General features: G+C 65.3%; 14 protein-coding genes and 1 tRNA gene. 8 read left to right on the top strand and 7 right to left on the bottom strand.

Features of this window, described 5'->3' with window-relative positions:
- Window positions 1-35: 35 nt before the first annotated feature.
- The 5 genes from ACFWPX_RS13595 to ACFWPX_RS13575 form a co-directional block, all read right to left on the bottom strand.
- On the bottom strand, window positions 36-3,572 hold the full coding sequence (locus ACFWPX_RS13595; RefSeq protein ID WP_378927664.1) for a TIR domain-containing protein: 3,537 nt from the start codon (window positions 3,570-3,572) through the stop codon (window positions 36-38).
- Between the two features lie 5 nt (window positions 3,573-3,577).
- Window positions 3,578-4,732, bottom strand: coding sequence for a S8 family serine peptidase (locus ACFWPX_RS13590; protein WP_378927663.1), 1,155 nt, complete (start codon window positions 4,730-4,732; stop codon window positions 3,578-3,580).
- Window positions 4,733-5,073: 341 nt separating this feature from the next.
- Window positions 5,074-5,328, bottom strand: coding sequence for a Txe/YoeB family addiction module toxin (locus tag ACFWPX_RS13585; protein ID WP_378921132.1), 255 nt, complete (start codon window positions 5,326-5,328; stop codon window positions 5,074-5,076).
- Window positions 5,325-5,582, bottom strand: a complete 258-nt coding sequence (locus tag ACFWPX_RS13580) for a type II toxin-antitoxin system Phd/YefM family antitoxin (protein WP_378921130.1) — start codon at window positions 5,580-5,582, stop codon at window positions 5,325-5,327. Before ACFWPX_RS13580 ends, ACFWPX_RS13585 begins: the two co-directional genes overlap by 4 nt.
- A 117-nt stretch (window positions 5,583-5,699) precedes the next feature.
- Window positions 5,700-5,945 (bottom strand): hypothetical protein, encoded by a 246-nt coding sequence (locus ACFWPX_RS13575; RefSeq protein ID WP_194828634.1) that lies wholly within the window; start codon window positions 5,943-5,945, stop codon window positions 5,700-5,702.
- Window positions 5,946-6,156: 211 nt separating this feature from the next.
- Between ACFWPX_RS13575 and ACFWPX_RS13570 the strand changes: the two genes are divergently transcribed.
- A tRNA-Asn gene (locus ACFWPX_RS13570) sits at window positions 6,157-6,229 on the top strand.
- A 78-nt stretch (window positions 6,230-6,307) separates the two neighbouring features.
- On the opposite strand, the gene ACFWPX_RS13565 is transcribed toward ACFWPX_RS13570, so the two are convergent.
- Both ACFWPX_RS13565 and ACFWPX_RS13560 read right to left on the bottom strand, forming a co-directional pair.
- Entirely contained in the window at window positions 6,308-6,448 is a 141-nt protein-coding gene (locus ACFWPX_RS13565; RefSeq protein ID WP_378927662.1) for a hypothetical protein, read from the bottom strand.
- The gene (locus ACFWPX_RS13560) at window positions 6,445-7,521 is read right to left on the bottom strand and encodes a hypothetical protein (protein WP_378927661.1); all 1,077 of its coding nucleotides are present in this window, start codon (window positions 7,519-7,521) and stop codon (window positions 6,445-6,447) included. The genes ACFWPX_RS13565 and ACFWPX_RS13560 overlap by 4 nt, the downstream gene beginning before the upstream one ends.
- A gap of 892 nt (window positions 7,522-8,413) precedes the next feature.
- Between ACFWPX_RS13560 and ACFWPX_RS13555 the strand changes: the two genes are divergently transcribed.
- The 7 genes from ACFWPX_RS13555 (at window position 8,414) to ACFWPX_RS13525 (ending at window position 13,270) form a co-directional block, all read left to right on the top strand.
- Window positions 8,414-9,913 carry a hypothetical protein gene (locus ACFWPX_RS13555; RefSeq protein ID WP_378927660.1) on the top strand — a complete coding sequence of 500 codons (1,500 nt, stop codon included), beginning with the start codon at window positions 8,414-8,416 and terminating at the stop codon, window positions 9,911-9,913.
- 148 nt (window positions 9,914-10,061) lie between these two features.
- Entirely contained in the window at window positions 10,062-10,832 is a 771-nt protein-coding gene (locus ACFWPX_RS13550) for a phosphotransferase enzyme family protein (RefSeq protein ID WP_378927659.1), read from the top strand.
- Window positions 10,833-11,022: 190 nt separating this feature from the next.
- Window positions 11,023-11,208 (top strand): hypothetical protein, encoded by a 186-nt coding sequence (locus ACFWPX_RS13545; RefSeq protein WP_378927658.1) that lies wholly within the window; start codon window positions 11,023-11,025, stop codon window positions 11,206-11,208.
- A gap of 232 nt (window positions 11,209-11,440) precedes the next feature.
- Window positions 11,441-12,061, top strand: coding sequence for a hypothetical protein (locus tag ACFWPX_RS13540; RefSeq protein WP_378927657.1), 621 nt, complete (start codon window positions 11,441-11,443; stop codon window positions 12,059-12,061).
- Window positions 12,058-12,315 (top strand): hypothetical protein, encoded by a 258-nt coding sequence (locus ACFWPX_RS13535; RefSeq protein ID WP_378927656.1) that lies wholly within the window; start codon window positions 12,058-12,060, stop codon window positions 12,313-12,315. Before ACFWPX_RS13540 ends, ACFWPX_RS13535 begins: the two co-directional genes overlap by 4 nt.
- A complete protein-coding gene (locus ACFWPX_RS13530; protein ID WP_378927655.1) occupies window positions 12,315-12,812 on the top strand; it encodes a hypothetical protein in 498 nt (165 codons plus the stop codon). Before ACFWPX_RS13535 ends, ACFWPX_RS13530 begins: the two co-directional genes overlap by 1 nt.
- Window positions 12,809-13,270, top strand: a complete 462-nt coding sequence (locus ACFWPX_RS13525; RefSeq protein ID WP_378927654.1) for a hypothetical protein — start codon at window positions 12,809-12,811, stop codon at window positions 13,268-13,270. Before ACFWPX_RS13530 ends, ACFWPX_RS13525 begins: the two co-directional genes overlap by 4 nt.
- Window positions 13,271-13,350: the final 80 nt, after the last annotated feature.

Below are 13,350 nucleotides of genomic sequence, written 5' to 3'. Positions count from 1 at the left end.
TCTCCCACTCTAGTGGGGCGGGCTGCTGATTTTGTTTATACTATCCCGGGGGTCTGGTGTGGTGTTGGGTTGTTTGGGGGGGCGGGGGCGTCGGCCCCCCCCATCGCCGCGCCCGATGTGGCATCCCAGAACCGAATTTCGGTCCAGGCGAGGGCTTGGGGGCTGAACCCGAGGGACTCCACCTGTGTGCCTTCGATTGTGTATTCGGTGGACTGGAAATTGCCGTGTTCGCCGCGGATCAGGGGACCGATCTGTGCCCCGGTGGCGATATCCCATTGCCGGACAGTGCCGTCCGCACCGCCAGAGACGATATGACTGCCGTTCGGGCTCACGTCCGCGCCCAACACCTTGGCGCCGTGGTGCATTGTTCGCCCGCCGCCTACCTCCCACTCGCGGAGGGTGGAGTCCAGACTGCCGGACAGGATTCGACCTGAGTCGGGGTGAAATGCGACGCTGGACACGACGAGTTCGTGCCCTTCCAGCGGCTCTCCGAGTTGCCGACCCGTCGTGGCATCCCACAGCCGGATCGTTTTGTCATCGCTTGCCGAGGCGATCTCAGTGCCGTCGCGACTGTAGGTCACTTGTTCTACAGCTGCGGTATGGCCGCGTAGCGGCTCCCCGATCGGCCGGTGGGTCCTGGTATCCCATTGCTGGAGATCGAATCCCGCGACCACGAGCCGGTCACCGCTCCGGTCGAAGGCAATGCTGTTCACCGCACTATCGGTGTACGCGGTCAACGGCTCGCCCGAGGGCAGTCCAGACTGAGCGTCCCACAGACGGACGGTGCCGCCGATGTCGCCCGAGGCGATCAGCCCGCCCTCGCCGAACGCCACCGATGTCACCGGGCTGGTGTGCCCGGTCATCTCACCGACCTGCTGGTGCGTCTCGGTATCCCAGAGCAGGAGGGTTTTGTCCCAGCTTGCCGACACGATGTGGCGGCCGTCCGGGCTGAATGCGGCGCCGACGATCGCTTCGGTGTGGCCGCGCATTTCGGCACCGATCTGCTGCTGGGACCCGGTGTCCCACAACCTCACTGTTCCATCGCGGCCCGCGGACACGAGGCGAGCACCGTCCGGACTGAACGCGATGCGTGTCACCTCGGACGCGTGACCCGTCAGCAGAGCACCAATCGGCTTCCAGGTAGTGGCGTCGAGCAGCTGGATCGCGGTACCACGGGTGGCCGCGATCCGTGTCCCGTCCGGACTGTAGGTGACACTGGCGACGTCGGCCTCGTTCATGTGGACGATTTTTCGGAGTTTTCCTTGCTGGTGAACAGCGTTGAGCAGAGCGAACTCCCGCTTGGTTTCTGTAGGAATGCGATACGCGGCCATGGCCATCTGCATTCCCAGAATGTCGTTGCTCTTGCCCGGCCACCTTCCCGAGAGCATGAGCTGCGAATTCGCCGACAACGCCAGCACTGTCGCGTGGCGGCTCTCCGCTACAGCGCGCTCCTGCGCCCGATCGGCACGCACCCACAGGAACCCCGCGACCAGCGCGGCAACCATGGTCAACGCCAGCGCCGCCCGCAGAATCCGCGACCGCCGCCGCAATGCCCGCGCGCTGCGCTGCGCGTCCTCCTTGGCCCGACTTTCCGTGGCCGCCAACGTTTCCGCCGCCTGCTGGCGTTCCCTGGCCGCCTTCAGCTCGCCCTCCCGGTGCCTGCGTTCCTCGTCGAATCGCTGGTCCTCAGCACGTCGCGAGGCCAGCAACAAACCGCTGACAGGGTTGAGTCGCTCCCGAAAGCCCGGCGTGGCCGCGAGCGCTTCGGCGTCGGTGAGCCGCGACCCCGACAACAGCCATTCGCCGCGCCGCCCGTTCTGTTCCCACGCCTGCGCGGCCCGCTCGATGTTGTCGGCGGCCTCCAGATCGGCAGCCTCCACCCGCAGCCAGTCGGCGAGCGTATCCCATTGGCGCAGCAGGCTTTCCAACGCGACCTCGACGACAACCGCCCCGTCACGCTCGTCCTTGACCAGCAGCCTGCGCGCGACGAACTCCTCGAGCAGCGGATGACTCTCCGGCGGCAGATCGAACCAGCGGGCAGGCCGGCGCATCGGCTGGTCGTTGCCGGAGTTGATCGTCGCCAGCCATGGCACGAATGCCCGTCGCAAGATCGCCAGCTGACCGGCACGGACCTCGGGATCGGTGTCGAGGAGTTCGTCGACCTCACGCTGCACGACCCGCCGCAACCCGCCCAGGGATTCGTAGTGCGCGAGAGTGATCTCCCCGTCCCCGTAGTCCCGATACAGCCGGGCGAGGGTGAGCGAGAGCAGCGGCAGGGTGTCGGCGCCGCGTGACCAGTCGTCGAGCAGACGTTCCACCAGGTCCGGGGCGAACGACAACGCCGCGCCCGCTTCCCTCGCCCGCCGCACCGGCCCGACGATGACCTCCTTGAACTGGGCCTGCGGCATCGGTTTCAGATCGTCGAACGGCCGCACCGCGACCGAGGCCAGCATGGGTGCGGTCTGCAGCGGTTCGTAGCGGTCGGAGCGGATGGTGGCGATCGCGACCATCGCGATCCCGCGCTCGCGGTCGAGCAGGCCGCCGAGCAGGGTGAGCAGCACCCCCGCCTGTTCACCCGCCTCGGGGCCGAACAGCTCCTCGGCCTGGTCGATCGGCAGGATCAGCGTCGGCGCCGGGTCCTCGGCCGAGTCGAGGAGACGCTCCCGCGCGGCCTGCTGGGCTTCGATCAGCCAGGCCCGCACCTGTTCGATGTCGCGGACGCCGTCCTCGATCTCGGTGAGACCGGGCCGGCGCAGTCCGACGCCCACGCGCAGCGCGTGGACAGACCGCGCGAATCCGGCGTCGCCGGTGAGCGCTTTACGGTGTGGCCGAACGATTTCCATGGTGAGGAAGTGGCGATCGTCGCGGGCCAAGCGCGGCAGCAACCCGGCGCGCACGAACGACGACTTGCCCACCCCGGACGGACCGAGCACGACGAACAGGTGGCCGCCACCGACGTTGCGCAGCCCGCGCACCGTGTCGATCGCCCGCCCGATCTGCGCGTCGCGGCCGAAATAGACTGCGGCGTCGACGGATTCGAGCGGTTCCCATCCGCGGTAAGGTGCGCGGCCCGGGTCGCCCGGCGGTGGCCAGCCGAAGGTGTCGGCGCCGATGCCCGCGGCCCGCAGGCCGTGCCGGAGCCGCTGCAACCCCTCGGTCAGGAACTCGACCGTTTCCCCGTCCACCGATATCGCCGTCTTGGGCCCGTCCCCGAACAGGTCGCAACGCTGCCATTCACTGGTCATGTCGCGCCCGGTCAACGGTTCGAGGCGGACGGTGAAGATCGGCTTGTTCAGGGTCTCGGCATGGCGGTATTCGACCTTGCACTCATGAGAACTGTCCCAATTGTTCGACAACAGGCAGATGACCGCCTCGCAGCGGTCGCCCGCCCGGCGCAAGGCGTCCTTCCATCGGACGCCGCCCGGAATCCCGGTATCCGGGTCGAGATCGAGGAAGATCTCGCCCGCCAGACCCGGCTCCGCCTCGATCAGCCACGCCCGCAGCGCGACCGCTTCGCGGCTGTCCCGGCTCGAATGACTGAGGAACAGCCTGGCCGACCGCGCGGCGTTCATCGCAACTACACCCGCGACCGGTCGATGCCCGCTTCGATCAGCGCCGACCTCGCGACATCCTTCGCGCAGGCGGTGAGCGCACCGAACGCGCTGATCCGGCTGAACGTCTGCCCGGTGTGAACGACATTGTCGTGCTCGTCGTCGCCATCCACGATCGGCACGGCGCCCGCCAGCAACCATTTGCGCACCTGCGCGACCGACGGCATCGTCCCCGCCACCCGCAGATGGAATTGCTGAATCAGCAACACGACGCCGGCGACCACGGGCGTGGCCTGACTGGTGCCGTGCTGGATCGACTCGCCGCTGTCGTTGCGGATTCCCGACGAGGTCGTCGGGGCGCCGGGCGCGAAGACATCGGTCGCGCAATCGCCACCCACGTTCGAGTGCAAGCGCTGCGAGAACGGCGTGATCCGGTCCGGAGCCGTCGACAGGGCGGTCGCCCCGGAGCCGTAGCTGAACGATCCTTCGTCGGCGTCGTAGACCGCGCCGACACTGATCGTCTCGCGGAAGATCGCCGGGTAACTCATGCCTTGACCACTGTTGTGGCCGAAGTAGTCGTTGCCCGCCGCGACACAGCAGGCGACCCCGGCGTCGGTGAGTTCCCGCATGGCGTCGCCGATGCCGTCACCCGCGAAATTCGCGTCCGAGGTGTTGTTGTCCGAGGCGCCGAGGGACATGCACACGACGGAAATGCCGAGCGATGTTCGATTGGCCAGCACCCAGCGCAGTGCGTCGCGGATCGCGAGGAAACTGCCACCGCCGGTGTTGCCGAGGACTTTGACGGGCACGATATGCGCGCGCGGTGCCATCCCGGTGTGCACGCCGCCGGCGCAGATGATGCCCGCGACGTTGGTTCCATGGCCCTGACCGTCGCCCGGATCGTCGGGCGAACCGTTGTTGTCCGAGGTGAAGTTCCGGCCCGCACGTACCCGGCCCGCGAAATCGACGTGCGTCGTGCGGAGCCCCGTGTCGAGAACGGCAACGGTCATACCGGACCCGTCGACGTTGAACTTGGCGCGAGCCTCCGCCGCACGCACCAGCAGATCGACCTCGAGCAGTTCCGGCATGAACGACAGGTCGGTCTGCAACGGCTTCTCGACGGGTACCACCGATTCGAACGCGACGCCGGCCGCCCGCTCGGCAGAGATGGTGTCGGACATGATGATTCCTTTCCTACAGAGCCGTGGCTACTCCTACAGACCAGTGGCTGCCGAAGGGCATCGATGTCGAGTCCTCGCGATCGGTGCGGGGTGCGACAGATGCGGTGGACATCCGTGCTCCTCGATTCCCGAGCGGCTCCGAACGCCGACGTCAGCCGCAGATTTTCTGTCCACTCTGAACGTACGAGGATGTGTGCGCGCCCGACGCGAGTACCCGGCTACCCCAATTTCCGGGGCGGTACTACGTCCTCGGATACACGGAACTGTCGGGGAGCCGATTCGCCATCAACGAACCGGTCGCACCGTCGAGTCGGGCGATGAACGCCACGAGTTCGGAAAGTTCAGTAGTGGTACCTGGCCTGCACGACCGTGACAGTCTCCCCCGAGACCGAATAGACCAACCTGTGTTCACTGTCGATGCGACGTGACCAGTAGTCCGACTTGTCGCCTCGCAGCGACTCAGGCTTGCCGAGACCGTTGAACGGATCGCGGGCGATGTCGTCGATCAGGCGGTTGATGCGGATCGCGACCTTGCGGTCGGTACTGACCCAATGTGTGTAATCTTCCCAAGCGACCTTGACGAAGACGACTCTCACTGGTCCCCTTCTGGCTGGAATTCCACAACATCGCCCGACTCCGCCTGCGCGATTCCCTGCGCCAACCGGGCCGCATTGGCAGGCGAGCGCAGCAGATACAGGGTTTCCTGCATCGAGTTGAACTCCTCTTCACTCAGCAGGACGGCGTTGCCCTTCTTGCTGGTGATGTGGATCGCGGTGCGGTCGTTGTTGACCTCTTCGATGAGCGGGAACAGCCTGTTCCGCGCTTCACTGGCAGACACGGTATCTGTCATTGGATTCCCATCCTTGTACGAGATACCTGTACTGTACCGCTTTTCCGTACAACTCGAGGTGCCCGGAACCGAAAACAGCCGCGCCTCATCACCGCCCAGCCCGCAGCAGGAGAGGGCTCAGCGCCGCAGTTGGTTGTGCGGGATCAGTACCGTGGTGCGCTCGTCGATCGGCTCCATCGGTTCCAGCTTCGGCTGCGTGCTCAACTTGTCCGACAGCTTCTGCCGACCCACCGACACCAGCTTGCGCGTCACCGGACTACCCGCGACCGCTCTCGAGGCCGCGGTGATCTGTTCGTAGCGTGCCCGACCGGCCTTCGTGCCAAGCACATAACCGGCCGCTACGCCGATGATCAACCGCAGCATCTCCTGGAGCTCCTCCCACGTCTGTGTGCGGGCTCCATCCTGCCCCAGCGGCCCCACCCCTGTCGATCCGGCCACCGTTCGACAGCACATCGTTATACGCCGCATGTCCGCAGGTAGCGCCCCGATTTGGGTTCCCGCGACACGATGCGCTAAAGTTTCATCTCGGTCAGCCCGCCAAGGCCGACCGCCTGAGTCTAACCACTCAGGGCAATCCCCTATAGCTCAATTGGCAGAGCAGCCGACTGTTAATCGGCAGGTTTCTGGTTCGAGTCCAGATGGGGGAGCATCTACCAGGGCAAACGTCACCGTTTGACCCTGGTTTTCTGCTTTTGAGGGCACCGCGTCACGGAAACGTCACGCTTTCATCGTTTCAGCTGCTCCAAAGTCTCCGTGAAGTCGGGGGCCTGAGTCGGTTGATCGATGTAGTGGCGGCGGGTCACCGCGTCGCCTGAGTGGCCGAGTTGGCGGGCTGCGTCCTCGGGACTGTGCACGGTCGCGATCATTGTGGCAACTGTCTTGCGGAAGGTCTTGGCGGTGATCCAGGCGAACTTCTCGCCCCGGGCCTGCTTCCACAAGCGGTTGAAGTTGTGCGGGTCCCAGATGCCACCGTCGCGGTTGGGAACACCAAGTCGAGATCGTTGGGAACCGCTTCGGATAGAACACGGCGCAGGGTCTCGACGACGAATGGCGGGATCAACACGGTCCGATAGCCCGAATCGGTCTTCGTTCGCGGTTGGCGGATCAGGCCCTTACCTTTGAGGCGAACGATGGTGCCGGCGAAGGTGATTCGCGGGGGCTGCGATTCGAGGTCGACATCGCACCAGCGGAGCGCCAGAGTTTCGCCCGGGCGCGGACCGGTACCGAGTTCGACGTCGACGACATCGAGGACTCGTTGGTTGCGCTTGGGGCCATACGTATAGCCCGCCGATCCGTCGAGTGGAGCACCATTGACCCAATCGGTGAGCTGAGCCCGCAATTGGGCAAGAGTCGCCATGTCGGCAGACCGGGGCTTGGCGTGCTTGCGCGGCAGGTCAGCGACCTCACGGACGGGGTTGCGGTCGATCGCGTCATGCCGGACGGCCATCCCCATCATTTCTGACAGGATGACTCGCTGACGGCGCGCCTTCTCGCGGTGACCGTTGAGCGCGATGCGTTTGATATGGGCATCCAGCCGCGAGGTCGATGCTTCCCAGATACGCAGACCACCTAGCGCTGATTTGATCTTGATGGCATCAGGCTTGGCGCGTTTGTCGGTCGAGACATCGATTTCTCGACGGTAGAGATCCAGAGTCTGTGGAGTCACACCCTCTTGTAGTGCCTTCTCTGCGAGCCAGAGGTCGGCGAGTTCAGTGAGCTTCGTTTCGCGGGTTATCAGCGTGCCGCGCGCGCCGGTGCGTTCTGCCAGTGCGCGGCGGAGCGCATCCTCGGCGAGGCCTTTCGTTGGGCCGAAGCGGTGAACAAGACGAGTTGCCCCATCCTCGTCGCGGTAGCGGGTCGCTGACCGCCAGCTGCCGTTGGGTTGCCGCTTGGAGCTGATCTTGCCGTATGTGCCGATCGGCAGGGCATGGCGAGGCATCGGGGTCAAAACCTCCTATCGGGGCATTGGATGTGACGAGGGCTCCCCGTGACCGCGAAACCGCCTGGGCATGCATCACCCACAGACAGGCACAACCGGGAGTGATCGAACGGTGGTCCGTGCAGTCAATGGCCAACGCTGGGCGGCGACTCAGGCCGGTTAGCGTCGAGCTGCGCCTGCTCCCATCGCTGGACGTCACGCAGTAAGTAGCGGCGGTACCGACCGATCTTGGCGAACCGCGGTCCGCGATTGGCAGATGCCTACGTAGCCAATGTCTTTGGTGGAATCTTCAGCCTCGCGGCGACCTCGTCGGTGGTCAGCCAGACCTCTTCGCTGGTCATTGGATCGCACCTCGCGCCTGTCCGTTCGGAATGGCGCGGTGCAGCTGGGACCGCTTCGGCGTATCAGGTGGGTAGCCCGCACAGAGGGCGGAATCGAGAGAGTCTTGCTGTTGACCGTTGTTCATAACGCAGCCTTAAGTAGGCCCGATCAGCGACTCTTCCCCTTACATGAAACCTCAAAAGGCGAGTTTTCGCCACAAGAATGTACTGGCATCGACTCACGTATCTGCACATCGGATCGAAAACTGTTAGTGCGCATATACTTTCAGTATCCGCATCGAAACGGACTCATCCGCCATCGCTCACGGTACGGATACATCCAGCCGCGCGAGGTCCGAGCTGCGCCGTGGGACAACCTGTCGGACGGGTCGGGGGGCGAGCGCGCCGCCTGAACAGCCGAAGGCAATCCAAGCACGCGCGAGTCACAATCCCGAATCCTGTTTGACGACAACGACCTTGGTATGGGTTGATTGCGATCGACATCGGGGACATCCCAGAGCGATCAGCCGACGGCAACCCCCTGAGAAGCAGGACTTCACGGAGCGTGCCGGATGCAATGCTGCACAGCGTGTGGCGCTGGACTTACCACTGACAACCTGATCAGTTGCGTAATCTGCGGCTCACCCCAACTGGTACCTGGTGAACAACCTAAGACCACCGAAGGGTTTCGCATAAGCTTCACCATTTTCGGATGCGAGGGCTGCGGGCAGGTCGTTGGCGTCGCGGGCCCGGCCGAGCAATGCTCGACGTGTGGTTCGGACCTGCAGCTTGTCGATGGCCAAGCAGAAGTTCGTGCACAGCATTACGCCACTGATCTGGTTTGGCTACAGGAACGACTCGAGTTCGTGCAGAATCTGGCGTTCACCGATAGCGGTGACCGCATGGCTGTCGACGAATTCCGGCAGGGGCTGGTGACAGCAATCGAAGCGACCTTGGGATGGGCTGATCGACTTCCACTGCATATGGGAGAAGGCGACTTCGACGATCCCGCCGACTCCGACACTGCGGTCGCTTGGTCAAACCTCCTAGCCCTGGCCAACGAGATGCTCGATCTCACAGTGGATCTCAAGTCGAGCCCTGCTCACCCAACTCTTCTCTCAACACATCGGGCGTTGACCGCCGGCGTATCGCTCTTCGGTGCTGCGGCGGTGGGGTTCTTTACGACGTTGACCGCGCCGACCGCTGAGGTGGCCCGCCAGCGGATGCATGACGGTCAAGACATGTTGGACGCCGCCTGCGAGGTGATTATCAAAGCGGCCAGCTTGATGACGCCGCTGGATACCGACGCGATTACCGCCACGAGCGGATCCTCGCTGGCATCGGTGTTTCCCGAACTCGCCGACGTTGCCAAGCGAGACCCGGTGATGCTTCGCCCTTTGATCCCTCTGGTAGCGGTCTCGAGAGGGATGCACGATCAACAGCGCCGAGCACGTCGAGCTGCGGCAGTCCAGACCGCGTTTGATGCTGCCGCCGCCGCGCATCCGCAATGGATTGATGACTTCGACTTCTTGTTGTCGACATGCTCGGCCGCCTGGCGGAAGCTCATCGTCCAGCATCAGCGGCTAACTCAACTGCTGGATACCGACGATCGGCTGCGCCCCGGATGGGTCGATGACCTACTCGATGTGGGAGCAAAGATGGTGGAGGGCCCGTATCGCGCGTACGGAAACGCCGTCCTAGACGCACTAAAAGTAGCGCGCAGCACGATCACTGTCCTCGACACCACCACGGCCGGAAGAGCGCCATTCGGCAAGGTAAGCAAGGATCTAGCTGTCGAGTGCCCCGAGTTGGCTGAGAATATTCGCCCGATTATCCGGAATGCTTCCGCGCACTACGACTACGAGGTTCAAGGCGAAGTTGTTCAGATACGACACATCTACGGCGGCAAACCGCCGATAGTCGAGACCCACACCTTCGACGATCTACTCGCTACCGTTTCGAACCTGTCCGAGCACACCATCGCGATGGCGATCGGCGTGACTGGGTGGGTATGGTCGCACAGCCCAGTTCCGGACCGCGAGCGATTTCGGCGGGACTGGCTGACCGCCTGACGCTTGATGGGTGTCTGGGTAGGCATCGTCGGGAACCAGACCGTGCGCGCGGGCGGCCTGCTTCGTAGTCTCGATCTGCCGACCGACTTCATCGCGACCTCCGATGACTGGGGAGTGTCGAAGCCTGACGTCGCGTTCTTCGACAAGGTTGTCGAGGCTGCGCACCGACACCGCCACCATCATCCGCATACACCAGCGCGGGGAACTCGCGACGGCGGTCCGGGAGCTACGCACCGCGGATTGGTTGCGTTCCCACCACGTTCGTGCACCCGAACCGCTGGTGCCCGACCCGGTAGTGGTGGCCGACCGGCCTGTCACCTTCTGGGAAGATCTCGGATCGGGTGGTCCAGCCGATGCTGCCGAAACCGGGACGATGCTCGCACGGCTCCACACGCTGCGCGTGCCCAACCACCTCGGGCTGCCCCGCTTCACCCTGCCCGACTTCACCGAGCACATTGACCAATGCCTTACCGACAACACGGAAAAGGCGTGGCTGCGGCGCTATGCCGCAGACCTCGCGACATGGTGGAACGCGCTGGAATGGCAGAGCCCGTGGTGTGTCATCCACGGCGACCCGTCCCCAGCCAACACCATGGCCGCCGCCACCGGTGGACACGTCGTCGACCTGGAACGCTGCTGCATCGGACCCCCGCAATGGGACCAAGCCACCGTCGCCTTCCAATCCGAGACCCTCTCGGACCCACTAGACCGATGGGAACGGTTTGCCAACGCCTACGGCTCCGGCGTCACCGATTGGAAGGGCTACCCGGTGATCCGCGACATCCGATCCTTCGAGCTGTGCCTGTCCGCGCTACGCCACGCCGAGGTCTCCGACCACGCCCGCCGCCAAGCCGACTATCGGCTGGGCTGCTTGCGCGGGCAACGAGGCCAGCGACCATGGGGATGGACCGCACCCTGAAGGAGTAGACAGCGCCGGAGTCGGGAACGTCGGAGCGAAAGTTCGCGCGATAATCGGGCACCTCCCCACGAAATCCCCTGCTCGCACATGGTTTTCGTGTCCGAATGGTGTGGCAGCCAGGGAAACTGTCGGTGGCCACCGCTACGCTCACCGAAACCGCAGCTCAGCCAACCATTCAGGGGGAACGACCATGGCCGACTTTTACCCGGACCATCCCGCATCGGTGCCGCTGTTCAGCGCCGAACGTCACGCTGACACCACGAAGGCGCACCCGAACCCCGTCGCCGCCAACCAGTTCCCGGTCTTCCTTGCCGCCGACGGCGCCGCAGCTCTTGAGCGAGCCGAGAGCGCATGGCCTGTCGCACCACGGCAGTGAAGGACAAGTACCGCGATCGCCCGCGAGTGTGAGCTGACCGTGCACTTCCTCGACTTCCTCAGAGTCCTGTTGGGCCAGTGGGCCGCCCGTACCCCGGACGACTGCCGCGATGAGGCCCGCATGCACGCCGGACAGCGCGCGCTGGGCTTTTCGACAACGCCCTGACCCAGCTCGCGCCGATCCGTGGCGCCCTCGCCGCTGACCTCGCCGCACGCCGCATCGGAGACCCCGCATGACCACATCCACGACCCACGATGCTGCGCGCGCGGCCACGCCGGGTTATCTGCCCAGCGAAGCCGAAGCACTCTGTGCGGCAATCGAGTCGATCGGACGACGCGCAGTGGGCACACTGACATCCGCGGTCGACGAAGTCCACTACGAAGCCTGCCATCGCCATCGCCCCTGGGACTTCGACTACGCCGAACGCACTCTCACCGGCGCCGATGACCCTAACGTCTGGGATCCCCGAGCGCTGATGTGGCTGCGGCACACTGGGGCATGGCTCAACCGCCGACCGCACCCCGCCGACCCGCCTCGACCAAACACCGGACCGAAACCGTCGCGGGTCGACCTCGGCGCCCGCGAGCAGATCGCGACCGTGCTGCGCGCCTGGACTGCGCCGGAACGTGGTGTGCCGGTCGCCGAATCACTGGCCCGCATCGTCAGCAGGTACGCCGATGAGACTCACGGTCCCGACAGTTGGCGACGCATCGCCGACCAGTGGCTGCCGCTCGTCAGCGCCCGCCCCTCCTGGGGGCCGGAATGTCACCGCTTGCTGATGGCCTGCTCGATCTACCTCTCTCCGCTCGACGACACCGCAGATCAGACACCAATCTCAGGGTGGCGACAGTGACCGATGCACCCAAGCCCGACGACCCGCGCGATATCGCGCCGTGGTCGCCGCAGACCCTGTTCTCCGAACTTCACAGTGCGACAACCGGTCTGGATCCGGGGCAGGTTCCTGGTTACGAGCTGCCGACCTTCTCTGCCGCACGCGATCGCGACCGCCGCCGAGCCCGCCGCATCAACACCGGCAACGGACACCGCTACCCGGCCACCCGCGCGTGGTTCCAGCAGACCCGGACCGTGCTCACCGAGGATCTCTGATGCGCTGCGCCACGCCATCACCGGCCCAAAACAGCCCCGAGCAGCGGCGCGATCTGCTGTTTCGAGGCTGGCCGACCGATGACCGGTCACACCGGTGCGAGCGTGCGGCCCTGCATCTGCTCGATACTGCGGGCCTGCTCGAGCACCCCGCGGTGCGCGAGCACACCGATATCGATTTCCTCAGCACCGGGGGATGGCCATGGTGGTACGCGAAGGTGAACTGGACGGCACTGCGCAGCGAGCCCACCGTCGCCGACCCCGACGGGGCGACCGGGCGCCTGCTGCGCTTGGCGGTAAGCCTCGCCACCGACAACCTGATCGACCCACACGATGTACTGGTCAACCTGGGCCCCGAGCATGCCCAGATCGTAGCTACCGCCCTCGCCCGCGCCACCGGTGTCGGCGCCGATCTTGCGATCGCCGCCAGCCCGTCCCGCTGCGACCACCGCTTCACGTACCGGTTCACGTCCACCAGCCCAGGAGAGCTCACCTCATGACCGATCCCATCACCGCCTCCACCGACAAGCTTCGCGCCTGGCTCATCACCGGCGGTGACCTCGCCGAGGGCCGACATCAGCGTGCCGCGGTCGAGCTGCTCGATTCTGCCGGGCTGCTCGACCGTCGCGGCCTCCGCGCCCACATCACCACCCGCCTGGTCACCGACAACGACGACAGGCACCACCTCATCGCCCGCGTGGGCTGGAGGGCGCTGAGCGCCGCCGACCTCGGCCCGCTCGACCGCGCCCAGCGCCGATTTCTGGACTTGGCCGTCAGCCTCGGCGGCGGTATCCCGGTCGACCTCCGCTTGGTGGTCTGCGCCGAACTCGGTGACGCCCACGTCCGCGCCGTCCTCGCTGCGGTCGCCCGGGCCCTCGGACTAACCGACGCCGTGCAGATCAGCGACACCCCCACCGACCTGCTCACCACCGGCGCACCCGGGACCGGACCCCGATGAGTACCGCGGCCGGGCGGCTACGTCGGTGGCGGTGATCACCCCGACCTGATCGACGCCGAGGCAGCCCCTGACTACTTCGC

This window comes from Nocardia sp. NPDC058518 (genome assembly GCF_042719655.1).
In the GTDB taxonomy this organism is placed as follows: Bacteria; Actinomycetota; Actinomycetes; order Mycobacteriales; family Mycobacteriaceae; genus Nocardia.
This window is presented reverse-complemented; position numbering and strand designations above follow the sequence as displayed.

Excerpts from the sequence above, each read along its gene's own strand:
- ACFWPX_RS13595 (WP_378927664.1), bottom strand. The coding sequence starts at position 3,572 with ATGAACGCCGCGCGGTCGGCCAGGCTGTTCCTCAGTCATTCGAGCCGG.
- ACFWPX_RS13590 (WP_378927663.1), bottom strand. The coding sequence starts at position 4,732 with ATGTCCGACACCATCTCTGCCGAGCGGGCGGCCGGCGTCGCGTTCGAA.
- ACFWPX_RS13580 (WP_378921130.1), bottom strand. The coding sequence starts at position 5,582 with ATGACAGATACCGTGTCTGCCAGTGAAGCGCGGAACAGGCTGTTCCCG.
- ACFWPX_RS13575 (WP_194828634.1), bottom strand. The coding sequence starts at position 5,945 with ATGCTGCGGTTGATCATCGGCGTAGCGGCCGGTTATGTGCTTGGCACG.
- ACFWPX_RS13565 (WP_378927662.1), bottom strand. The coding sequence starts at position 6,448 with ATGATCGCGACCGTGCACAGTCCCGAGGACGCAGCCCGCCAACTCGGC.
- ACFWPX_RS13560 (WP_378927661.1), bottom strand. The coding sequence starts at position 7,521 with ATGCCTCGCCATGCCCTGCCGATCGGCACATACGGCAAGATCAGCTCC.
- ACFWPX_RS13555 (WP_378927660.1), top strand. The coding sequence starts at position 8,414 with ATGCAATGCTGCACAGCGTGTGGCGCTGGACTTACCACTGACAACCTG.
- ACFWPX_RS13545 (WP_378927658.1), top strand. The coding sequence starts at position 11,023 with ATGGCCGACTTTTACCCGGACCATCCCGCATCGGTGCCGCTGTTCAGC.
- ACFWPX_RS13540 (WP_378927657.1), top strand. The coding sequence starts at position 11,441 with ATGACCACATCCACGACCCACGATGCTGCGCGCGCGGCCACGCCGGGT.
- ACFWPX_RS13530 (WP_378927655.1), top strand. The coding sequence starts at position 12,315 with ATGCGCTGCGCCACGCCATCACCGGCCCAAAACAGCCCCGAGCAGCGG.
- ACFWPX_RS13525 (WP_378927654.1), top strand. The coding sequence starts at position 12,809 with ATGACCGATCCCATCACCGCCTCCACCGACAAGCTTCGCGCCTGGCTC.